At 57.4% G+C, this 20,664-nt stretch carries 22 protein-coding genes, 2 tRNA genes, 1 pseudogene and 1 riboswitch; of the genes and pseudogenes, 14 read left to right on the plus strand and 11 right to left on the minus strand.

From position 1 onward, the window contains the following. Window positions 1-2: 2 nt before the first annotated feature. Together RA27_RS18875 and RA27_RS18880 are read right to left on the minus strand one after the other, a co-directional pair. On the minus strand, window positions 3-1,358 hold the full coding sequence (locus tag RA27_RS18875) for a TfuA-like protein (protein WP_039542775.1): 1,356 nt from the start codon (window positions 1,356-1,358) through the stop codon (window positions 3-5). Next, a complete protein-coding gene (locus RA27_RS18880) occupies window positions 1,355-2,548 on the minus strand; it encodes a YcaO-like family protein (RefSeq protein WP_039542778.1) in 1,194 nt (397 codons plus the stop codon). Before RA27_RS18880 ends, RA27_RS18875 begins: the two co-directional genes overlap by 4 nt. Window positions 2,549-2,843: 295 nt before the next feature. Here RA27_RS18880 and RA27_RS18885 point away from each other — a divergent pair. From RA27_RS18885 to RA27_RS18910, 6 genes are all read left to right on the plus strand, one after another. Beyond that, window positions 2,844-2,919 (plus strand) — tRNA-Thr (locus RA27_RS18885). Between the two features lie 601 nt (window positions 2,920-3,520). Beyond that, window positions 3,521-3,859, plus strand: coding sequence for a helix-turn-helix transcriptional regulator (locus RA27_RS18895; RefSeq protein ID WP_052265383.1), 339 nt, complete (start codon window positions 3,521-3,523; stop codon window positions 3,857-3,859). Window positions 3,860-4,339: 480 nt separating this feature from the next. Further along, entirely contained in the window at window positions 4,340-4,903 is a 564-nt protein-coding gene (locus tag RA27_RS18900; protein WP_039542782.1) for a hypothetical protein, read from the plus strand. 81 nt (window positions 4,904-4,984) lie between these two features. Next, window positions 4,985-5,572: a hypothetical protein gene (locus tag RA27_RS24125; RefSeq protein WP_152610748.1), complete on the plus strand. Its 588-nt coding sequence runs from the start codon at window positions 4,985-4,987 to the stop codon at window positions 5,570-5,572. 158 nt (window positions 5,573-5,730) lie between these two features. Beyond that, window positions 5,731-6,516 carry a phage minor head protein gene (locus tag RA27_RS23795; protein WP_082025195.1) on the plus strand — a complete coding sequence of 262 codons (786 nt, stop codon included), beginning with the start codon at window positions 5,731-5,733 and terminating at the stop codon, window positions 6,514-6,516. 159 nt (window positions 6,517-6,675) lie between these two features. Then, on the plus strand, window positions 6,676-7,572 hold the full coding sequence (locus RA27_RS18910; protein WP_052265384.1) for a DNA adenine methylase: 897 nt from the start codon (window positions 6,676-6,678) through the stop codon (window positions 7,570-7,572). Here RA27_RS18910 and RA27_RS18915 read toward each other — a convergent pair. The 3 genes and pseudogenes from RA27_RS18915 to RA27_RS18925 form a co-directional block, all read right to left on the minus strand. Continuing rightward, entirely contained in the window at window positions 7,561-8,280 is a 720-nt protein-coding gene (locus tag RA27_RS18915; RefSeq protein ID WP_039542789.1) for a hypothetical protein, read from the minus strand. The genes RA27_RS18910 and RA27_RS18915 overlap by 12 nt on opposite strands. Before the next feature lie 144 nt (window positions 8,281-8,424). Then, a pseudogene (locus RA27_RS23800) lies at window positions 8,425-8,652 on the minus strand (IS5/IS1182 family transposase); the annotation flags it as partial. Between the two features lie 126 nt (window positions 8,653-8,778). After that, window positions 8,779-8,854, minus strand: a tRNA-Lys gene (locus tag RA27_RS18925). A gap of 212 nt (window positions 8,855-9,066) precedes the next feature. Here RA27_RS18925 and dapF point away from each other — a divergent pair. Both dapF and mtaB read left to right on the plus strand, forming a co-directional pair. Continuing rightward, window positions 9,067-9,909 (plus strand): diaminopimelate epimerase, encoded by an 843-nt coding sequence (gene dapF / locus RA27_RS18930; protein ID WP_039542792.1) that lies wholly within the window; start codon window positions 9,067-9,069, stop codon window positions 9,907-9,909. Further along, window positions 9,906-11,162 carry a tRNA (N(6)-L-threonylcarbamoyladenosine(37)-C(2))-methylthiotransferase MtaB gene (gene mtaB / locus RA27_RS18935; RefSeq protein WP_039542793.1) on the plus strand — a complete coding sequence of 419 codons (1,257 nt, stop codon included), beginning with the start codon at window positions 9,906-9,908 and terminating at the stop codon, window positions 11,160-11,162. Before dapF ends, mtaB begins: the two co-directional genes overlap by 4 nt. A 97-nt stretch (window positions 11,163-11,259) precedes the next feature. Here mtaB and RA27_RS18940 read toward each other — a convergent pair whose 3' ends face one another. Genes RA27_RS18940 through petA form a run of 3 tightly spaced genes read right to left on the minus strand, consistent with a single transcriptional unit; the run spans window position 11,260 to window position 13,991 of the window. Continuing rightward, complete coding sequence (locus RA27_RS18940) at window positions 11,260-12,045, minus strand: cytochrome c1 (protein ID WP_039542795.1); 786 nt, start codon at window positions 12,043-12,045, stop codon at window positions 11,260-11,262. A gap of 15 nt (window positions 12,046-12,060) precedes the next feature. Next, a complete protein-coding gene (gene petB, locus RA27_RS18945) occupies window positions 12,061-13,392 on the minus strand; it encodes a cytochrome b (RefSeq protein WP_039542796.1) in 1,332 nt (443 codons plus the stop codon). 14 nt (window positions 13,393-13,406) lie between these two features. Continuing rightward, window positions 13,407-13,991 carry a ubiquinol-cytochrome c reductase iron-sulfur subunit gene (gene petA / locus RA27_RS18950; RefSeq protein WP_039542798.1) on the minus strand — a complete coding sequence of 195 codons (585 nt, stop codon included), beginning with the start codon at window positions 13,989-13,991 and terminating at the stop codon, window positions 13,407-13,409. 488 nt (window positions 13,992-14,479) lie between these two features. Here petA and RA27_RS18955 point away from each other — a divergent pair, with 488 nt between their 5' ends. Further along, the gene (locus tag RA27_RS18955; protein WP_039542800.1) at window positions 14,480-14,926 is read left to right on the plus strand and encodes a cytochrome c550; all 447 of its coding nucleotides are present in this window, start codon (window positions 14,480-14,482) and stop codon (window positions 14,924-14,926) included. 18 nt (window positions 14,927-14,944) lie between these two features. On the opposite strand, the gene RA27_RS18960 is transcribed toward RA27_RS18955, so the two are convergent. Beyond that, window positions 14,945-15,559 (minus strand): FMN-binding negative transcriptional regulator, encoded by a 615-nt coding sequence (locus RA27_RS18960; protein WP_039542803.1) that lies wholly within the window; start codon window positions 15,557-15,559, stop codon window positions 14,945-14,947. Between the two features lie 55 nt (window positions 15,560-15,614). Then, window positions 15,615-15,761, plus strand: a riboswitch (FMN riboswitch). Between the two features lie 74 nt (window positions 15,762-15,835). On the opposite strand from RA27_RS18960, the gene RA27_RS18965 reads away from it, so the two are divergent. From RA27_RS18965 to cobO, 5 genes are all read left to right on the plus strand, one after another. Continuing rightward, a complete protein-coding gene (locus tag RA27_RS18965; RefSeq protein WP_039542805.1) occupies window positions 15,836-16,276 on the plus strand; it encodes a 6,7-dimethyl-8-ribityllumazine synthase in 441 nt (146 codons plus the stop codon). Between the two features lie 143 nt (window positions 16,277-16,419). Continuing rightward, on the plus strand, window positions 16,420-17,520 hold the full coding sequence (aroC, locus tag RA27_RS18970; protein WP_039542808.1) for a chorismate synthase: 1,101 nt from the start codon (window positions 16,420-16,422) through the stop codon (window positions 17,518-17,520). Further along, a complete protein-coding gene (locus RA27_RS18975; protein ID WP_052265385.1) occupies window positions 17,504-18,166 on the plus strand; it encodes an HD domain-containing protein in 663 nt (220 codons plus the stop codon). Before aroC ends, RA27_RS18975 begins: the two co-directional genes overlap by 17 nt. Window positions 18,167-18,220: 54 nt before the next feature. Beyond that, window positions 18,221-19,156, plus strand: a complete 936-nt coding sequence (locus RA27_RS18980) for a DMT family transporter (RefSeq protein ID WP_039542811.1) — start codon at window positions 18,221-18,223, stop codon at window positions 19,154-19,156. A 57-nt stretch (window positions 19,157-19,213) separates the two neighbouring features. Then, on the plus strand, window positions 19,214-19,813 hold the full coding sequence (cobO, locus tag RA27_RS18985) for a cob(I)yrinic acid a,c-diamide adenosyltransferase (RefSeq protein ID WP_039542814.1): 600 nt from the start codon (window positions 19,214-19,216) through the stop codon (window positions 19,811-19,813). On the opposite strand, the gene RA27_RS18990 is transcribed toward cobO, so the two are convergent. After that, on the minus strand, window positions 19,810-20,019 hold the full coding sequence (locus tag RA27_RS18990; protein WP_039542817.1) for a hypothetical protein: 210 nt from the start codon (window positions 20,017-20,019) through the stop codon (window positions 19,810-19,812). The genes cobO and RA27_RS18990 overlap by 4 nt on opposite strands. Before the next feature lie 271 nt (window positions 20,020-20,290). Beyond that, window positions 20,291-20,656 (minus strand): hypothetical protein, encoded by a 366-nt coding sequence (locus RA27_RS18995; protein WP_039542819.1) that lies wholly within the window; start codon window positions 20,654-20,656, stop codon window positions 20,291-20,293. Window positions 20,657-20,664: the final 8 nt, after the last annotated feature.

Genomic DNA, 20,664 nt, shown 5'->3' on the forward strand with positions numbered 1-20,664 from the left:
CGTTATCCGTCCGGTTGTATGCCCGCCGTCACGTCGGACCCCTGATCAGCCGGGTTTCTGTCCAACTGACAAAACACGAACTCTGCTTCAATCAGATCGACAAAGGCATCGCGCCCCTCAAGACCCAGTGCAATTGCGTGTGATTCAAGATCATCCGGCACCGCCTGGTCAAGACGCGTTTCAAAATACCATATCAGCGACTGCGTTCGGTTCGCCGCGCCATTGGCGCTATTCGGTCGCGGCATCTGCTCGGCCTTGCGCCGGGCGCGCTCGCGCAACGCGCTATAGTCACCCGCGCGCCGAAGTTCGGTAAGCAGCGCGGCATCCAGCTCATCTGCCAGACCTTCGATTGCGATATCAACGCGCGATCTGTCAGCCAGCATCGTCTCGTATTGCGCAAGCGTCAGGTCGTTCTCTTGCAGCCATTGGATAAGATCGGCGTGGCGGGGCAGCCGGGCCCCCAGCCTATGCTCGGTCATCTGTTGCAGCAACGCCTGTTTGTCAGGTTCCCGGCCCTGTCTGCGGGCCGCGTCCTGTGAAAGCAAGCTCAGCGCGGCGCGGTCGCGCAGTTCGGCGTAACGCACGGGGTCAAGCCGCAACTCATCCACCAACGCCCGCGCGCCGGTTTCCTGCTGTGTGGTTTCGGTATCGACGCGAGTGCAGAGTTCGCGCCAGGCCAGCGTGCGCTCGACGCGCTGAGGATCGGGCGCTGCCGCGCCTTCGTCCAGACACCGGGCCATTTCGGTCAGCATCGTGCGCGCGTCATCGCCTTTGGTATCGACCCGCCCTTCCGGCAGCCAGCGTTGGAAGCCCTCCAGGCCGGACGGTGGCGTAGCACCCTCCATGATCCTGTCCCACACCCGATCACGGTAATGCAATTCCTTGGCCGTCCGCAGCAGGGCAGAGCCCGCCGCAGATTGCAGAACCCCCTCAGTCCGCGCTTGCGCAATCGTGGCGCGGATCGACACCATCGGCTCGCTCAACGGCGGAAAACCAAGCTCGGCAGGGCCATGCAGGACCGCCACCTCATCGTCATCCTCAAGCGCGCCGCTTAGATAGTCCTCGAATACCTGCCCGATTCCGATCATCCCGAAGTCAGCCAGCTCTGCCGCCCGCAGCGCGCCCATGCTGGCGCTGCCAAAGACCGGGATACCTTGCTCGATCGCCCACAGGATTTCTTTGTGCCAAACCGAGGGCACCCCGTCGAAATAGCCGTCGATAATCCCGATCGCGGGCGGTTTGTCCCGCACCGCACGATATACGTCTCCCTGCTGAACCGGCGGCAGAATGGTTGCATCGAGCAGTTCCCGAACCGTATCTGCCCGCAACGTGGGCCCGACAAAGACGACCGCTTTCATGATGACACCGCCTGAGCCCGAGGTCCGGCGATGAAATCAGGGTCATCATGAGGTGCCTCCAGCCCCGGAATCACGGCACGAACCACGGCGATGTCGATCTCGGGCCGCGACAGATCAACCGTGATCACCTGATCTATTCCGACAGCCGACAGGCGTGTCTCCAACAGGGACAAATCTTCCGCAAAAGATTCGGTCACATGCGTCGGGCACGCGGTGAAATCGCCGGTTATGGCCGAGCCATCGATCAACGCGCGGATATATCCGTTGCGCCAGTTCCGGGCAGTGTCCGAGAATTCTTCGGGGTCCAGATCGTCCCGCGCGCCCGAGATATAGGTCAGCCTTGTCTGTGCCGCTTCGGTCAGCGCCCGCAGCAGGGCGATGGCGCGGTCCGGGTGGCAGCCATCGCCGATGCCGATATGACCCGTTGCGCCACCAGTTTCGCAGACCGCACAGCGAAAGCTGGCGATGCCAACATCCGAGGTTGTGTCCCATATCCCCAGATCCAGCCCCGCCGCCGCAAACCGATCCATCGCCTGTTGGCAGCGCGGATCATCCACCGTGTGGGGATCGACGCGTGGCGTCACCGCCCGGTGATGCCACAGCGTGGTCGCGTCGCGCTCGACCAGCTCGCAGATCGCATGGCAACTGGCCTCGGTTACATCGTTGCCCGAAGCCAACCCGTTGGTGGTTCTGGGAAAGGCGCGCTGCCCGCCCACGGGCGACGTGGTGTAATCGGTATCCACCATCTCATACGGCACCCAGCAGGGCTGATCCGAACCCAGGTCGCGCCCCTGCACCCACAGCATCGCGTGATGCGGATCGAACCGACCGCCGGTCACGCGCGGCAGTCGGGCCACGTCAACAACGTGATCCTGTGCCAGATCGATATGGCTGGACAGACGCAACGGCAGTTCGACCCGTTCTGCGTGCCACGATTCAATCGCCTCCATCACGCCCGAGGCCTGCGCAGCGCTCAGTGATAACCCTTTGCCCAGTGATACCGCGACCGAGCGGGAATTGGGCCGTGTCACCATGACCGTCGGCAACCCGACTCGGTCGAGCCCGGTCAGGTTGGCAATTCGGGTAATGCCCATCTGTCTGAGAAACGGTTTGACGATAGCAAGCGTCTGCTCCGGGTCCCGCAGCCGGTGTGTATCCAGCACGTAAGTCTTCTGCGAAATCCCGGACATTCAAATGACCTTGCCAAATACCTGATAAACCAACCGAACCCGACGGACGGATCAGGTCCGCGTCAGGATGCGGGATGATTGCGAACCGGTCAACAGCAGGCTGATTGTGCGATCCGCACTTGCACGACCTGCGTCCTGCGGTTAATTCGTCTACTGCGTCGACCCAATAGTCAGTTTGTAGAGCAGGTCTTTCGTAAGTAGCGGGTCCATCCGCAATTGACGTTCGAGGCCAGTAGGTTAGAGAAGGCGCGTGATAACTAGTAGGGCCATAGTAGGGCCGCGAAAAAAGAAGGATGCCGCTGTAGCTCAGCTGGTAGAGCACGTCATTCGTAATGATGGGGTCGTAGGTTCGAGTCCTATCAGCGGCACCACCCTTCTTCTTAATCAATTGTTCTAAAACAGTGATCACTTCCGCGCTGCCAGCACCTTTAGTTTTAACAAGATATCTTTGTCAGTCACGGTGAAGGCAACGTGCTTATCGTCGGAAAACATCGCGAGATATGCGCCTTGGTGTTTCTTCTTCGCATCCAACGCCGCCCCTGCGACAAGGCCAACACCACCCGTTAGTATACCACCGGCTATTGCGCCAACGGCCATTTTCCCGGGAGAACGTGATGACTCTGACCCAAGAGCCTCGAAAGCCTACAATCTCATGCGTGAGGTAGTTTTTTCCTCGCCCCATGCTTCCAGATGTGAGGAAAGCTAATCGCTGCCCATTGTTGCCACCAAGTTCGATGGAAAGAGCACTGATGCCCGGTGAGCTTTCAATTATCTTTGCCTTAAATGTCTTGCCTTTCACCATATAGCCGCAACTCCTTTCTTGCACACCCAAACCGCCGCGCCAAATAATGCCAACTGCTCTTGGGCTGTGGTTCCACTTTTGTCAGAATAAGAACTTAAAGATCTGAATATCCAAAACAGGTGGTTATGATTTCTAGATTTGAGAAGTTCTTCATCTGAATGATGCTATCCATGGATAGCACGACAGACCTGAGGGAAGTTTTTGGGACAAACGTTCGGCATCACCGCCGTTCGCTTGTCTGGACACAGGAGCATCTCGCAGAACGTGGTGGAGCTACCTATGAAACGATTGGTAAGATCGAACGTGGGGCGGCTGCACCATCATTTGATACGGCATCCAGAATTGCGGTTGAACTCAAAGTAGATCCGTCAACTTTGTTTGGTGCTATTGCTGTTGTCGAGGGCGCTCGCGGAAAACTGCTTTCACAGATCCAGAAGTCGCTAGCGCGCATGAATGAGGAGCAACTTGCAAGGGCATCGAAGATGCTGGATGCGTTCATTGGTCGTTGATCGGGAACTTATTGTACTGTGTTTTTGCGGACTGCAGGGTTATACGTGCGCAAGTAGAGCACATTGCCCAGCGCAACGGGCGTTAAATGCCCAGAGAAGGCCGTACAGGCTGCGGCTGGCATACGCACGGCCCCAAGCCACCACTAATGGGATGTCGTCAACAGCGCGGCGCGTAAGACGTAGATTTGGCATTATCGACCTCAGAGGGCCGCAGCCTTTTGGGACTTGCGCATGTCGGGAGGACGGTTCGATTGTGTTGCTGGTAGGTAACAGCGTCTTCGGTGACGGCTGGTTCTACATATGGAGTTGAAATCGCTATATTTACTTCGCCTCAAAACTGAACAACACACTCATGCGTAGAAGAGCTCCTTATGTGATCGCCTGCTTGCTCGTCTGTAGGCGCTAGTAAGAAGCAGCGTTTCACAACGCTTCGTAGTTGGCAAACCAAACAAGACAAGTGCTCAGTTATAATGCAAGACATTGAAGAAGAAGCAAAAAAAACAGAAAGCCAGCTTGACTGAAGAGATTAAATCACGCGCTAGTCAACCGGGATGGGAGGCAATTGTTGAAGTTCTGAATTTGATTCAGGCTGAAATCGACGAGGGTCGACCAAGGTTAAGAAAAGTGAACGTAAAAGAGAATATTGGTAGTGACCGACTTGCTAGCGGTGTTCAAAGAAGCCAGACCACTAGTGCCGAATTGGTTGTAAGCGAACCTTTCTCCGACGTTGAATCCTTAGATATGACTGCAGAGGCATTAGCATTGGCATTTATAACTCCCACAAAAATGGCCTCACGGTTGATTACGACGGTTAACCGCTTGCGCGGAGATAAAAAGACTTCTGAAGAAGAAACGACGGTGAAATTTGTCGATCCCAATTCTCCTGAAAACAAGCCTTCAAGAATAATTTCACTTCAGGAAGTTAAGAGTTCCCGCAACAAATTGAATTCACTGGCACAAAGCTTAGAAAAGCTTGTGCTTGGCCTCGAAAAAAGTAAGCGGCGCATAGCCTTTGACCCTGTGAGTGAAGTCGATGCCGATTGAACAAGATCTGTGGGCTCAAATTGTTGATGCGCTTGGGCAGTCCCGAGTTCAAACCTATCGTCTGCTTCCGCCGGAGACGACTTGTACGAGGCCTACATTTGGTCACTAGTATTGGAAGCAGTTGAACGAGAGGGCGCTACGATCTCGCTCCGAGACAACGATGGCAATACACCTTCGAGCTTTTGGTTCAGATCTAGCCCATCTGGTATAGCTTCCAAAGCCCACCCATTTTGTCATGCCGAAATTGAATTCGACCAATGCCCTCCACTTGAGGCACACATCGGGATATACGTTTCCGGCAGGTCCAAAGTGCAACATGAATGCGATGTTGCGGTGTTGTTCAAGAGCGAAGCTGATGCAAGTCGAGCAAACAACGCACATCCTCGTTTTAGCAAGACGCTTCTGACAGTCGAGTGCAAGTTCTATATCAATTCCAATGTCGGCATTGGTTTGGGCAGATCTTTCTTGGGTCTGATCCACGATATCCAAAATGGAGAACGCTATTTTGTTTCAACCCGCGCAACTAAATCAGTTTCGCAGCTATTTGCAAAGCACAACAAGGAGTATGAGATTGGTCTTTCGCCCATGGAGCCAGATTTAGAAGTTCGACTTCGAGGCTCGTTTGAAAAGGCCTTTAGAGACTTCAAATCTGAATACTATAAACCGTAGTGTTATTCTTTGCCCAAGCTGACTGCGGGTTTTGTTTACATAATGGACCTTACGCGGAAATTTTTGGGTTGCGTTTATTCGAAACCAGCTAATGCTAGGGATAAATCTTCTTAGGCAACTGTTGCTAGAACCAACTGAGCACGACCGTGGGAGGTTCCATGCAGCAGGATTTCGGAGGTTTTCTTCGCTATGGCGGGAACGGACAGTACGTGGTGACTCGGCGAGAAAACCGAGTGATTGGGTATCGCTCGGCCATCTCGATCAAATCTGTTTTCCCAAACTATTCATCGTTGCTGTCAGACTTCGTGAATCGTTTGGACGAGGTTGTCTCTGAAAATAGCAGGATGCTGCTGAATGCGCTTACGTCTCCCGATAGCGTGCCGATTGTTTCGGAAGCAGACCTCTTCGATGTGTCTGAAGCCAAGGACGAAGCCCTAAGACAGTGGGGTGCACGTCTCCCAAGCATTTTCTCGGAATATCACACCCACCCTCAGCGTCTCCGCCCTCGACGAGTTAGCATGGAGGAACGCCTTCTTCGTGCATTTGCAGCTTTGGTAAACCAATTGCTGCAAGATGCTCTCGGCATTGAACAGTATATCTGGCGGACACGCGATGACGCCAAGGTTCGAGATAGCCATGCGGAATACGATGAGCGAGTATTTCGATGGGACAGTCCTCCGGAGGGAGGTCATCCGGGGCAGACGCATAATTGCCGCTGTGTCGCTGAGCCAATTCCACCCGGAACGCAAAACAATGTTGTTTGGCTGACTTTGCTGCGACCGCCGATAGCTTCCCGAGCAACAACGGTACGGTCCGGCGCTTGGCGAATGGCCTGTCTGCCAGATCACCAGCTGGTTTGGCTGCATATGCAGCGTTGGAGGCGAGCAATCAGCTCCAATCATTTATTCCGCATATGCCAGCCAGCATTCGCTAAGCGGGCATAAACAGGCAAGAATGGGTCGGGTCTGGTTGTGGTTATTACGGGGAGGCCAGCCGGGTCGTAGCTAACGGTGATTGATGTGTCGTGTATCATCCAGTAGTAGGTGACCAGCTCCAAACAACAAACCCTAGCAATGCACCGATTGACGGGCTAAAGCTTTTCCATGGCTAACCTACCTCACCCGATCCCGTATCAAGGTAGTAAGCGCAAGCTCGCGCCGATGATTGACGACTACCTGCCAGAAGGCATCAAAACCTTCTATGAACCATTTTGCGGTTCCGCTGCGATGACGATTTACGCTGCTTATCATCAGCGCGCAGATCGCTTCGTGATAGCCGATAGCCTTGAGCCGATGGTGGCGCTGCTGCGTTCAATCGTCGAGGAACCTGACGTAACGGCGGCGCGGTATGCTGAGCTGTGGCATGGTCAGCGCGAGGGCGAGACCGGATATTTCAACGAGGTGCGGGACCGATACAATGCCGATCGGCAACCAGTGGACCTGCTCTACCTTATATGTCGTTGCGTTAAGAATGCGGTTCGCTTTAACCGCGAGGGACGGTTCACCCAGTCGGTGGACAAGCGCCGCCTCGGGATGCGCCCGGAGAAGTTGAGCAACGCAGTGCAGGGTGTCTCACGGATTTTGCGTGGCAGAACTGAGTTCCGGGTAGGTGACTGGCGCACGACGGCATCTGACGCAGGTACGGCTGACTTTGTTTACATGGACCCGCCCTACCTCGGGACTTCCATGGGGAGAGACAAGCGCTACCATCAGCAGCTCACACAAGAGGAGTTATGTGAGGGACTGCAAGAGCTGCGCGCGAGGAATGTCCCCTTTGCGCTTTCCTATGACGGTATGACCGGCGGACGCGAATATGGCCCGCCTTTGCCCGACAACCTAGGGCTCACTCGCCTGTTGCTCCATGCCGGAACTTCATCTCAGTCCACCTTGTCGGGGCGGAAAGAGGAGACGGTCGAAAGCCTATATGTGACGCCTAGTCTAGCCGAACCGGTTGAGGGGGTGATCCGTCCGAAGGTAGCGCAGGCCAGCCTAGCCATCTAGCAACCGCTTAGCGAGAACCTGAACGGTCACGCCTTCCCGCGCGGCGCGATCACGCAGCTTGTCGAACACCGAGGTCTCATCCGCGCGCCATTCAAGGTCAAGACGGCGAACCTCCTCAAGTGCCACGTGCGTGTAGCTCTCGGGTGACGCCCAGAAGCAGGCACTGCAGACATCCTCACTCCGGTCTTGCTGAGCGTTGCGGCAGTTCTCGCAGGACCAAGACTTGGCTCGTTGGCTTGAGGCGTCGATGAGCATGTAGGTCTCGGGGTTAGACTCATCGAACGCTGCATCACCAGCCACTTGATATGGCACCCGATGGTCGATCTGGAGGTAGCGCGGCGCGAGCACTTCTTGCGTAAAGGCTTCCCGCGAGTTGTAGTGTTCAACCAGTCGGTTCTTGAAAGCCTTCGAGAACGCTTTGCGCCCGTCTATTCGGCCCGCTTTAATGTCGCTCGGGTTGCCAAAACGATACACCCCGATCTTGCGACCAGTCTTCGCCGAAACGCGGTCGCGTGTCATCACAATCGGGATTCCCGCTTCCTTTACGTCGCCCGCGACACGAGGTGGGTGGTCATATCCCAATTCATTCAGGTCTTCAGTCGAGCACTCACCGTACTCCAACAGGTAGTCAATGAGTGCTCGCGCACGCTTCGCGGTGACTTTCTCGCATAACGCGAGGATTCGAGGGTCAACATTCTGATTCGGCATAGAAATCACGTTGCCATACGTGACAGTGCAGCGAAAGCCGCAGCTCGACCAACATATCCGCAATTAGTTGTTCGGCTTTGCTGTGGTTGGGGCTCTGTTGCGCAAATCGGGTGAAGACCGAGCTTCCCCTTTCCCCGGAGGTACTTATCCTGCGGGCTCTGTGACGGGTATGCCAAGAGCTGTGTAGCGGTTGAGAACCGCGATCGGGACCTGCAGCTCAGCAACTTGCCGACCGAAGTCCCTCGCCATGAGGCCTTGGCCAAGTCGTTTGACGCAATTCATCTTTGCCTCTGCGCGGCTCCGGCGGTGATAGCCGGTCAGCTTTCGTCATAGGGCCGGCCCGAGATACTTGCAGGCTCTCACGGCTTCGTTAGCCCCCCGGAATGAGCACAATTCGCACGTTCCGGGCTTTCGTCCTTTCGGGTCGGCACTGTCCTCGAGAGGACAAAAACCTGTCGTAAAGGAACGATCAGGTGTCATTTGTCACTTTGAAAAAAGTGGTGAGCCGTGCAGGATTCGAACCTGCGACCCACTGATTAAAAGTCAGTTGCTCTACCAACTGAGCTAACGGCCCACTCTTTTTGTTGGATCTCGGCGATCCGTGGTGCTCTGTAAAGTATTTTCCCGACCGGGTTCAAGACCTTATTTCACACCTCGTTTCGCCAATGCCCAAGACATATCCGGCGACCCGATAGGCGGCCTAATTAGGCAGGTGGCGCAGGGGGGTCAACCCCTTTTTTTAGGAATCTGCGCGACAGGGTGGATTCATGTTGTGACCGGGGTTATATGCCCGCCATGCGACCCATAAACGATATCGGTTTGCCCTTCATGAAGATGCACGGGCTGGGCAATGACTTTGTCATTGTGGATACACGTGCGCAGGCTGTGCCGATTACTCCCGCACTGGCCAGAGGAATCGGGCATCGGCAGTTCGGCGTGGGATTTGATCAGCTGGCAGTGATCGAAAGCGGGGAATCGGACGCGCATCTGGTGTTCTACAATGCCGACGGATCGACCTCTGCCGCCTGCGGCAATGCCACACGATGCATTGCGCGGTTCTTGATGGAGGAGACGGGCAAATCCGATCTGACTTTGACGACCGAACGTGGCTCTTTGTTGGCGCGTGACGCAGGCAATGGGCTGACATCGGTCAACATGGGCCATCCGCAGCTTACGTGGCATGAAATTCCCCTGGCCGAAGAGGTGGACACCCTAGAGCTTCCCATCGAGGGCGGCCCGACAGCAACCGGTATGGGCAATCCGCATTGCACATTCTTTGTCGATAAGGCCGAAGCCATCCCGTTGGAGGAATTTGGCGCGCGCTACGAACTCCACCCGCTCTATCCTGAACGCACCAATGTGCAGGTTGCGCAGATCACGGGGCCGGATCAGATTCGGATGCGCGTTTGGGAGCGCGGTGTCGGCATCACCCTGGCTTCGGGGTCGTCGTCCTGCGCCACCGCTGTAGCGGCTGCCCGGCGTGGCCTTACGGGTCGTCAGGTGCAAGTGGATCTTGACGGCGGAACGATCTGGATCGATTGGCGGGAGGATGGAGTCTGGATGACGGGACCCACAGCTCACGTCTTTTCCGGCACGCTGACCCCGGAGTTTCTGAGGTCATTGGGATGAACCCGCCAAAGTTCACCACTCTGGGCTGTCGCCTGAACGCCTATGAGACCGAAGCGATGAAAGAGTTGTCGCAGCAGGCAGGGCTGAGCGATGCCGTGATCGTGAACACCTGCGCAGTGACGGCCGAGGCCGTGCGCAAGGCCCGCCAGGAAATCCGCAGGCTGAGGCGGGAGAATCCGGATGCCCGCCTGATCGTCACAGGCTGCGCCGCACAGACCGAGCCCGAGACCTTTGCCCGGATGGATGAGGTTGATGCGGTGATCGGCAATACCGAGAAGATGCAGCCCGAAACCTGGAAGGGGATGGCCGCGGATTTCATCGGTCAGACCGAGGCCGTGCAGGTGGACGATATCATGTCGGTCACGGAAACCGCAGGGCATCTGATCGATGGTTTTGGCACACGATCGCGCGCCTATGTACAGGTGCAGAATGGCTGCGACCATCGCTGTACCTTCTGCATCATTCCTTACGGCCGCGGCAACTCACGCAGCGTTCCGGCCGGTGTGGTGGTAGACCAGATCAAACGGCTGGTCGACAAGGGTTATAACGAGGTTGTTCTCACTGGCGTGGACCTCACATCGTGGGGCGCTGACCTGCCTGCGCAGCCGAAACTGGGCGATCTGGTCATGCGCATCCTCAAGCTGGTGCCTGATCTTGCGCGTTTGCGTATCAGCTCTATCGACTCGATCGAGGTGGATGAGAACCTGATGCGCGCCATCGCAACCGAGCCGCGCCTGATGCCTCATCTGCACCTGTCATTGCAACACGGCGATGATCTGATCCTCAAGCGGATGAAACGCCGCCATCTGCGCGATGACGCCATTCGCTTCACCGAAGAAGCGCGCAAGCTGCGCCCCGACATGACGTATGGCGCAGACATCATCGCCGGTTTCCCAACCGAGACCGAGGCGCATTTCGAGAACTCGCTGAAACTGGTAAAAGACTGCAACCTGACATGGCTGCACGTGTTTCCGTATTCCAAACGCGACGGCACGCCAGCCGCCCGTATTCCGCAACAGATAAACGGGTCCGTCATCAAAGATCGCGCCGCCCGTCTGCGGGCCTCCGGGGATGCGCAGGTCGCAAAACACCTGTCAGAGCAGATTGGCAAACAGCACACGGTACTGATGGAAAACCCGCATATGGGCCGGACCGAGCAGTTTACCGAAGTCGCCTTTGCCGCACCTCAGCCCGAGGGCCAGATCGTCTCGGCGACGATTGTCGGGAAGTCGGCCACTCAGTTGCAAGCCTGATTTAATCAGCCGCTTCATCTGGCCCCTTACATGCCGCTGTAACGAAAAACCCCCGCAACCGTCAGGCGCGGGGGTAAATTTGTGGATCGCGACCGACTTAATCCAGCCGCTTACCTTTGACGGGTGCCCAAAGGCGCTTGTTGACCAGATACAGAATCACCGACAGGACGGTCAGGAAAAGAACGCCAACAAACCCGGCACTCTTGCGCTCCATCATCTTCGGTTCAGCCGTCCACATCAGGAAGGCTGCAACGTCTTCGGACATAGCCTCGACAGTTGCAGGGTGACCATCGGCGAATTCAACCTGATCATCCGACAGCGGCGGTGCCATCGAAATCCAGCCACCGGGGAAGGCGGTGTTCTCGTACAGGATGGAACCCGCCTCTTCCTTTTCATGACCGGTATAACCATCCAGAAGCGAGGCAATGTATTCCGCGCCGCCCATACCTTTGAACAGCTGGTTGATGCCAAGACCGTACGGACCATGGAAGCCCGCACGCGCCTTCGCCATCAGGCTCAGGTCCGGCGCGCCCACACCGTTGTTGGCCGGGAAGTGATCCGTTGGCTTGGCCGGGCGGAAATCGTCCTCTTCCGGGTCAAAGACCTCGAAGTTGTCGGCCGCGTAGGTGATGACCTGCTCTTCCGAATACCCCAGCGCTTCAAGATCACGCAGAGGCACATATTTCAGACCGTGGCAAGCCGCGCAGACCTCGGTATAGACCTGCAGACCGCGCTGAAGCTGGTTCATATCCCAGGTCCCGAAAGGCCCTTCGAACGAGAAGTGGAAATCCTCGATGTGCTGCTCACCGCCACCTGCCGCAAAGGTCGAGGCGGGCGCAAGGGCCAAAGCAAACGCGGCACCGATTGCAAGTTTCTTGAACATGTTCCGTCCCTTTTCTTACTCGGCCGGCGTGGCGTCGGCGTTAGCCTTGCCATAATGCGCGTTAAAGTCTTCTTCGATGGTTTCCGGCTGCGCCTCGGGCTTTTCGATGACACCCAGGATCGGCAGGATCACGAAGAAATAGGCGAACCAGTAGGCGGACGCGATCAGTGAGAAGGACGCATAGGGTTCTTCAGCGGGCATCGCCCCCAGCCACATCAGGGCAAAGAAGTCGATGATCAGCAGGTAGAACCACCATTTGAACATCGGACGGTACTTGCCTGACCGCACGGTCGAGGTGTCCAGCCAGGGCGCCAGGGCCATGGCCAGGATCGCACCGAACATCGCCAGAACACCAAAGAACTTGGCGTCGATGATGCCGCCGGTGATGAAGCTGGCGAATTGCACAACCCAAACCTCGCCGGTGAAGGCACGCAAGATCGCGTAGAACGGCAGGAAGTACCATTCGGGAACGATGTGCGCAGGCGTGACCAGCGGGTTGGCCTCGATGTAGTTATCGGGGTGGCCCAGATAGTTCGGCATGTAGCCAACGATGGCCCAGAACACGACCAGAATGACCGCCAGAGCGAACAGGTCCTTGATCACGAAATAGGGCCAGAAGGGCAGGGTATCTTTCTCGGCCTCGGCCTTTGAGCCCCGGCGCACTTCAACACCTGTGGGGTTGTTGTTGCCGGTGGTGTGGAAGGCCCAGATATGCACGATCACCAGCGCCGCAATGACAAACGGCAGCAGGTAGTGCAGCGAGAAGAAGCGGTTCAGCGTGGCATTGTCCACCGCCGGTCCGCCCAGCAGCCAGGTCTGGATCGCGTCACCCACGAACGGGATCGCACCAAACAGGCCGGTGATCACGGTCGCGCCCCAGAAGGACATCTGGCCCCAGGGCAGAACGTAGCCCATGAAGGCAGTGCCCATCATCATCAGATAGATCAGCATCCCGATGATCCACGTGATCTCACGCGGGGCTTTGTACGAGCCGTAGAACAGGCCACGGAAGATGTGAATGTAGACCGCAACAAAGAACAGCGACGCGCCGTTCATGTGCAGATAGCGCAGCATATAGCCGCCATTCACGTTGCGCATGATGTGTTCGATGCTGGCAAAAGCCAGATCCACATGCGGGGTGTAATGCATCACCAGAACGATACCGGTGACGATTTGCAGCGCCAGACAGAAGGCCAGGACGATGCCCCAGATCCACCACCAGTTCAGGTTTTTCGGGGTGGGAATCATCAGGGTGTCATACAGCAGGCCGACAATCGGCAGGCGGCTGTTCAGCCACTTTTCGCCGTTCGTCTTCGGCTCGTAGTGATCGTGGGGAATGCCGGACATAAACTGGGTCTCCCTTAGCCGAGTTTGATGGTGCTGCTGTCCACCCACTCAGCGGGCGGCACAGGAAGGTTCTCGGGCGCGGGGCCCTTACGGATACGGCCCGCCAGATCGTAGTGCGAACCATGGCAGGGGCAGAACCAGCCGCCGAAATCACCGGCGTCGCCCAGAGGCACACAGCCCAGGTGGGTACATACGCCCATCTGGACGAGCCATGCGGCGGCCTCTTCGCCTTCGGGCGACGGCATCACGCGGTTGGCATCCGTTGCGGGCGCATCGGCGGCCAGATTGAAGTTGCGTGCCAGCGGATCGGGCAGTGCATCGACGCCGTCGGGGTCCTGCTCACCAGCGCGCTGAATCTCTTCGCCAGTGCGGTGGCGAATGAAAACGGGTTTACCCAGCCACTTCACGGTCAGCTGCGTCCCCTCTTCGACACCGCTTACATCAACGCGGATCGAGGACAGCGCCTGAACGTCTGCCGATGGATTCATTTGATTCACCAGGGGCCAAACGGCAGCCCCGGTGGCAACGACACCTGCGCCGCCAGCGACGTAGTAGAGGAAATCTCTGCGGGTGCCTTCGTGGTCTTCAGCGTGGGACACGAGGTTATCTCCGAATTGTCTGGCGCCCGCGAACGGGCATAAAGCTCGCGCACCGCACAAGTGCGGCGTCTTAGAGGGGGTATCTATCGGGGAGAATAGAGTTCGTCCAGCGCTGTTAAACGCGCAATACGCCGCATCTAAGCATTCATGTCACGGTGAAGGGGTAAAATTTCAATATCAAATGCAGATTTTGACCCTCAAAGTATCCGAATAACGCCCCGCAGTTGGAGTGTGATTCGGTCTCTGACTGCACCCCTGTCGGTTTCGAACCAACGCAAATCGAGACCGTGACGACACAGTCGGCATTTTTGAGTTTTCTGTCGCAAATTCGCCCGCCAAAGCTCCGGCCCAAACCGATTCTGATGCACTTAAATCATTCATATAAAATAGATATTTCAAAAATCTGTAGTCCATCGAAAATATGATTGCACTTTTAACGGGAATGTCTGAAAGACCGGTAAACACCACCTCTCAGCCGGAGATTTCCAATGCCAAAGATTGCAGCAACCGCAGTTCTTTTTTCTCTTCTGACCACTGCACAGGCCTTTGCGGTCGGTGATCCGGCGAAAGGTGAGCTGCTCTATAACCGGTGCTCCTCCTGCCACGCGATCATCAAAGATGGCGAAGTTCTGGTCAAAGGCGGTATCACGGGGCCGAATCTGTATGGCGTCGTTGGTCGCGTCGCCGGGTCCGAATACGATTATCGCAACGGAAGCGAGCGTTTGCCCATCGGAATGTTCACCGATGACATGATCCGGGCGGGCCAGGAAGGGCTGGTCTGGACAGAAGAAAACATCGCCGCCTATTCGCAAGATCCGGTCGGGTTCATCAAAGAGTATCTGAATGATGAAACGGCTCGCCCCAACATGAGCGTGAAACTGAAGAAGGGCGCGGACGACATCGCCGCCTATCTGGCCACCTTCAGCACTCAGTAAACAGGGCACACATGTACCTCAGGCCTCGCGCATAAGCGAGGCCAGCCGTTCGACCTCACTCCCAACCCCCGCAGATCGCATCTGATCAGCAGCTAGTTTACGCGCGGCTGGGGGCTTGTTCTGATTCAGCTTCCACGTGCCATCGATGTCAGAGATATTCAGGCGGAATGGCACGATCATGCGCATCATCCGATCCAAGGCATCCTGTGTCATTTTCGATACCAGCCAAGGAGGCTTTGGCAGCAAGCGTTTTTCGAAATCGGCCGCCTGCCGGTCCAGCAGGGCACGCAGCTCATCCGCTGGACGCATCTCAAGCTCCCCGGTCAGATGAACCGCCACATAGTTCCAGGTCGGGACCTGATCATCGATTCCATACCAATCGGGAGAAACATACCCATCCGGCCCCGAGACGGCGATCCGCGCCGGTTGCGGCTGCTTCAGTTGCCTGACGACCGGATTTGACCGGACCAGATGCAAGTCGGCCCATGCGGCATCCTCGTTCAGCAGAAAGGGAACATGACTCAGCAGCGGTGCATCCGGTGCCGACACCGCCAGAACGCCAAAGGCGCGGGCGCGGGCAAATTCTATATTACGCGCGGGGGCCTCGGCCCTAAAGGCTGGATTGGGGTGCATTTCGGTCCTCCTGCCAATTTCTCTTGCAGAAGCGATGTCGCCTTGGCAAGGTCCCATTCGTTCTCAGGGCGGGGCGAAATTCCCCACCGGCGGTATGCGGGCATGACCCGTAAGCCCGCGAGCGGCCCCGCCTTCGGGGTGACAAGCAGATCTGGTGAGAGGCCAGAGCCGACGGTTACAGTCCGGATGGAAGAGAACGTGCAAGTCGCGCCGGTGATACGGTGCGATTGCTCGTGATCGCCTTGGGTGACGTGTCTGTTTACTTAGGAGATCTCGATGACACACACCCGCTATGCTTTTGTCAAAGCCAACTGGCATTCCGATATCGTCGACCGCGCGCTGGACGGGTTTCAGGACCTCATCCCGGTCGACCAGATCGACGTCTTCGACGTACCCGGCGCATTCGAGATGCCGTTGCTGGCCCGCGATCTGGCGCAGACAGGGCGTTACGCTGCGATCGCCTGTGCCGCCTTCGTGGTGGATGGCGGCATCTACCGGCACGACTTCGTCGCACAGGCCGTCGTCGATGGGCTGATGCGGGCCGGGCTCGAGACGGGTATTCCTGTCCTGTCGGTCTCACTGACCCCACATCAATATCAGGAAACCGACCACCACAACGCAATCTATCGCGACCATTTCGTGCAAAAGGGCCGCGAGGCCGCACAAGCTGCACTTGCGATCACCAAAACCCGCCAATCGCTGCAAGCGGCAACCTGATTCGCTTCATCTGGCCAAAAATATCCCGGGGGTGAATTGAGCCAAAGGCTCAAGAGGGGGCTGACCCCCTCCCCCGCTGCGCCGAAATCCGCTTGAGGCCAAAGGCACTCCCCGCTAATCACATCCCGCAAAGGAGCACGCCCATGTCGATGAACAGCTTTGGACACCTCTTCCGCGTCACCACCTGGGGTGAAAGCCATGGGCCCGCCCTGGGCGCTACGGTTGACGGGTGCCCGCCGGGCGTCACCATCGACGAAGCCATGATCCAACACTGGCTGGACAAGCGCAAACCGGGGCAGAACAAGTTCACCACCCAGCGGCGAGAACCCGATCAGGTGAAGATCCTGTCTGGTGTGTTCGAGGGCCAGACCACCGGCACCCCGGTTCAGCTGATGATCGAAAATACCGATCAGCGCTCGAAAGACTATGGCGATATCATGGACAAGTTCCGCCCGGGCCATGCGGATATCACCTATTGGCAGAAATACGGCATCCGGGACTATCGTGGCGGCGGGCGCAGCTCGGCCCGTGAAACCGCCTCGCGCGTCGCCGCAGGCGGTCTGGCACGCGAGGCGATCAAGCAGATCGCGCCCAATGTCCAAATCACCGGCTACATGACCCAGATAGGCCCCCACAAGATCGACCGGGACAAGTTCGACTGGTCCCAGATCGAACAGAACCCGTTCTGGACGCCTGATGCGCAGGCGGCCGAGGACTGGGCCGCCTATCTGGACGGGTTGCGCAAATCTGGCAACTCAGTCGGCGCGGTTGTTGAGGTCGTCGCGCGCGGCGTTCCCGCCGGGATCGGCGCGCCCATTTATGCCAAGTTAGACACGGATCTGGCCGCCGCGATGATGTCGATCAACGCGGTCAAGGGCGTCGAGATCGGCGAAGGCATGGCCGCCGCCGAACTGACTGGCGAGGCCAACGCGGATGAAATCTTCATGGGCCAGAACGGCCCGCAATACAGCAGTAACCACGCGGGCGGCATTCTGGGCGGCATCTCGACCGGGCAGGACATTGTGGTGCGCTTCGCGGTCAAGCCGACATCTTCTATACTGACCACCCGCAAGACCATTACCAAATCCGGCGAGGAAACCGAAATCATCACCAAAGGCCGCCACGACCCTTGCGTCGGCATCCGTGCCGTGCCGGTGGGTGAGGCGATGATGGCCTGCACAATCCTCGATCACCTGCTGCTGCACCGTGGCCAGATCGGTGAGAACCGTGGACGGATCGGCTGATCTGCGCACAAAGCTGCGCGCGGTCGTCGACCAGCGAATGCAGACGGACCCGGCGCATGATCTGGCGCATCTGGATCGGGTTTGGATCAATGCGCAGGCCATAGCCGATGATGACGCCAACACGCGTGTCTTGCTTGCGGCCTGTTATCTGCATGACCTGATCAACCTGCCCAAAGACGACCCGAGCCGCCATCTGGCCTCGATACGTTCCGCGAAGGAATCAGAGCCTGTTCTTGCCGATTTCGGCTATTCCACCACTGAAACCGAAGCTGTTCAGCACGCTATCGCCGCACATAGTTTCTCGGCCAACATCCCGCCCGAAACACCTGAGGCACGTATATTACGCGATGCCGACCGGCTGGATGCGCTGGGTGCAATCGGCATAGCGCGCAACTTTTCCGTATCGGGCGCTTTGGGGCGCACGCTTTATGATCCGTCAGATCCGTTTGCCGAAAACCGTTTGCCGGATGACCTGCATTTTTCGATCGATCACTGGCATGTAAAACTGTTGCGACTGCCCAATGATATGCTGACCGCAAAAGGCAAGGCGATTGCGCGGCACCGGGCGGCACGGATGATGAGATTTCTACAGGACCTGTCAGAGGAGATCGGGGCGCAGCTTCCCCCGGATTGGTCAAATCTCTGACGCAGGACTTTTGGCGAGTTGATCTTTTCGCCTCAAAAGCGCAGGTTCACAGCCATGGCGAAATCCTTAACATCGCATCGTCCGGCATTGGCCGTGGCGCTCAAACTCAGTGCGCTGGTTCTGTTCACGTCAATGTCCGCTTTGGTCAAGGCGCTGTCGGCCGAATTCCCGCCGGGTGAGATGGTGTTTTTTCGCTCGCTCTTCGCGATTCCGGTCATCATCGCCTGGCTGACCTGGCGCGGAGAATTGGCGCAGGGCTTCGTTGTCAGGAAACCCATGGGCCATTTCTGGCGCGGCGTTCTGGGCACATCGGCCATGGGCCTGACCTTTACCGGCCTTAGCCTGCTGCCGTTGCCCGAGGTCACGGCCATCGGCTATGCCACCCCGATCTTTACGCTGATCCTGGCCGCGATCATGCTGGGTGAGCGGATACGGATGATCCGCATCGGCGCCGTCGCCATTGGCCTCGTCGGTGTTCTGATCATGATCTGGCCCCGTCTGGGATCAGGCACGTCCGAGACCGCCGCAACGATAGGCGCGCTCTGCGTGTTGGCAGCCACCGTTGCACGCGCCTTTGTTCAGATACATATTCGCCAACTGGTTCAGGTGGATCATCCCGCTGCGATCGTGTTCTACTTTTCTCTCACCGCGACCTTGCTGTCCGGTCTCACCGTGTTTTGGGGCTGGACCGTCCCAAGCTGGGAACAGGCGGCACTTCTTATAGCAATCGGCCTGATCGGCGGGGTGGCGCAGATTCTGGTGACCTCATCCTACAGGTTTGGACAAGCTTCGATGCTGGCACCTTACGACTACACCACAATGCTGTTTGCCATCATCATCGGTTACATCTGGTTCGATGAGCTTCCGACGCTGGTGATGCTGGGCGGTGCGGCGCTCGTGATTGCAGGCAACGTCGTGGTAATCCTGCGCGAGCGTCAGCTTGGGCTGGACAGAACCAAGGCGCGATCCGCCACAGATCCCAAGGCCTGACTTTACCTTTCACAAACTTCCCCTAGTTTGGGCGCGATACTCCAATGAGGTTTCCCGATGAGCGACGCACAAGACCACAAAGAAAAGATGCAAGAGGTGCAGGCCAAGCACCGCAAGAAAGTCTCGGAAGCGGTTGATCCCGGGCGGGGGCTGGTGCTGATCAACACCGGCAAGGGCAAAGGCAAATCCTCGGCCGCTTTTGGAGTGGTGATCCGGGCCTTGGGATGGGGACAGAAAGTGGCCGTGGTCCAGTTCATCAAGGGCAAGTGGAAGACGGGTGAGCGGAGGTTCTTCGAAGAACGCGATCTGGTCACCTGGCACACAATGGGCGAAGGGTTCACCTGGGACACACAGGACCGTGAGCGCGACATCGCGGCGGCGACTTCGGCCTTCAACAGGGCGTGTGACCTGATGAAAAGCGGTGACTATGATCTGGTCGTTCTGGACGAGATCAACATCGCCCTGCGTTACGAATACCTACCTGTAGAGACTGTTATCGAGGGGCTTCAGGCGCGCTCGGACAAAACCAGTGTGTTCCTGACAGGTCGGGACGCCCCGCAAGCGCTGCGCGACTATGCGGATCTTGTGACCGAAATGACCGAAGAAAAGCACCCCTTTCAGGCCGGCATCAAAGCCCAGCGTGGCGTGGATTTCTAATCCCGCAGCCTGCCTTCGTTCAGCGCACGCATTGATGCGCGCCTGACGGGATGCGGCTTTTCCGAAGACCTTTCCTCATGCCGGCGGCAGCGTTCGGCATCGCAGGTCTTGTGATCGAGATAAGCTGCGACATCCGAGGCCAGCGCGTCGCAATCGCACGACGCGCAGCAGGGATCGGCCATCAGTTCTTCGAAACGATCGCGCAAGCGCGTTCTCCCTTTGGTCGTTCCCGGGGCGATGGTCGGCCTTCACATCTGCATTGCTGAGCCCACAGATCGCCCCGGAACCCTATGCTTGATGTTCGTCATCTGGCGTTACCCTATATCTGATTGTTTTTGTCGGAATATTCAAGTCCGAAAAACCAAGATAACAGAGCCGGTGCATGGGGCGTATTTTCCCCGATTAGGGTCTGATATGGCAAGGGCCATCCGGCATCGCGCATGGCCCATCACCGCAACTTGTTGCGAATCTGGTTGGTTAGGCAACCGCACTTTGCTCGGGGGCGCTGAGCGATATGACCACCACGACCGCCGCGCCGTTCACCCAATAGAACAGCGCATCAATTCCCGAGAAGCCAAACAAGCTAGGGGCCAGCAGGAAGGCGATGCCGACAAGCAGGTCAACTGCAAGGTGGAACTTGTAGGGCAGCACTCGCCAAATCCCGAGATGATGGTCCGTCAGAACGGTCAGCGCAAAGGCCGCAGCACCGGTAGCCACAGACAGCCAAAGCGCCAAAGCGTTGGACTGGCCAAGCCCCAGAACAAAGGGCAGGACCATAAGCGCGACCGCAACCGGGTAGTCGAGATAGGCATGGACGGAGCGGGTGACGAAACGCAGGGACATCTGAACTT

Source organism: Ruegeria sp. ANG-R (genome assembly GCF_000813985.1).
Taxonomy (GTDB): domain Bacteria; phylum Pseudomonadota; class Alphaproteobacteria; order Rhodobacterales; family Rhodobacteraceae; genus Ruegeria.

Coding starts and splice junctions, on each gene's coding strand:
- RA27_RS18875 (WP_039542775.1), bottom strand. CDS start 1,358: ATGAAAGCGGTCGTCTTTGTCGGGCCCACGTTGCGGGCAGATACGGTT.
- RA27_RS18880 (WP_039542778.1), bottom strand. CDS start 2,548: ATGTCCGGGATTTCGCAGAAGACTTACGTGCTGGATACACACCGGCTG.
- RA27_RS18895 (WP_052265383.1), top strand. CDS start 3,521: ATGGATAGCACGACAGACCTGAGGGAAGTTTTTGGGACAAACGTTCGG.
- RA27_RS23795 (WP_082025195.1), top strand. CDS start 5,731: ATGCAGCAGGATTTCGGAGGTTTTCTTCGCTATGGCGGGAACGGACAG.
- RA27_RS18910 (WP_052265384.1), top strand. CDS start 6,676: ATGGCTAACCTACCTCACCCGATCCCGTATCAAGGTAGTAAGCGCAAG.
- RA27_RS18915 (WP_039542789.1), bottom strand. CDS start 8,280: ATGCCGAATCAGAATGTTGACCCTCGAATCCTCGCGTTATGCGAGAAA.
- dapF (WP_039542792.1), top strand. CDS start 9,067: ATGCCCGCCATGCGACCCATAAACGATATCGGTTTGCCCTTCATGAAG.
- mtaB (WP_039542793.1), top strand. CDS start 9,906: ATGAACCCGCCAAAGTTCACCACTCTGGGCTGTCGCCTGAACGCCTAT.
- RA27_RS18940 (WP_039542795.1), bottom strand. CDS start 12,045: ATGTTCAAGAAACTTGCAATCGGTGCCGCGTTTGCTTTGGCCCTTGCG.
- petB (WP_039542796.1), bottom strand. CDS start 13,392: ATGTCCGGCATTCCCCACGATCACTACGAGCCGAAGACGAACGGCGAA.
- RA27_RS18955 (WP_039542800.1), top strand. CDS start 14,480: ATGCCAAAGATTGCAGCAACCGCAGTTCTTTTTTCTCTTCTGACCACT.
- RA27_RS18960 (WP_039542803.1), bottom strand. CDS start 15,559: ATGCACCCCAATCCAGCCTTTAGGGCCGAGGCCCCCGCGCGTAATATA.
- RA27_RS18965 (WP_039542805.1), top strand. CDS start 15,836: ATGACACACACCCGCTATGCTTTTGTCAAAGCCAACTGGCATTCCGAT.
- aroC (WP_039542808.1), top strand. CDS start 16,420: ATGTCGATGAACAGCTTTGGACACCTCTTCCGCGTCACCACCTGGGGT.
- RA27_RS18980 (WP_039542811.1), top strand. CDS start 18,221: ATGGCGAAATCCTTAACATCGCATCGTCCGGCATTGGCCGTGGCGCTC.
- cobO (WP_039542814.1), top strand. CDS start 19,214: ATGAGCGACGCACAAGACCACAAAGAAAAGATGCAAGAGGTGCAGGCC.
- RA27_RS18995 (WP_039542819.1), bottom strand. CDS start 20,656: ATGTCCCTGCGTTTCGTCACCCGCTCCGTCCATGCCTATCTCGACTAC.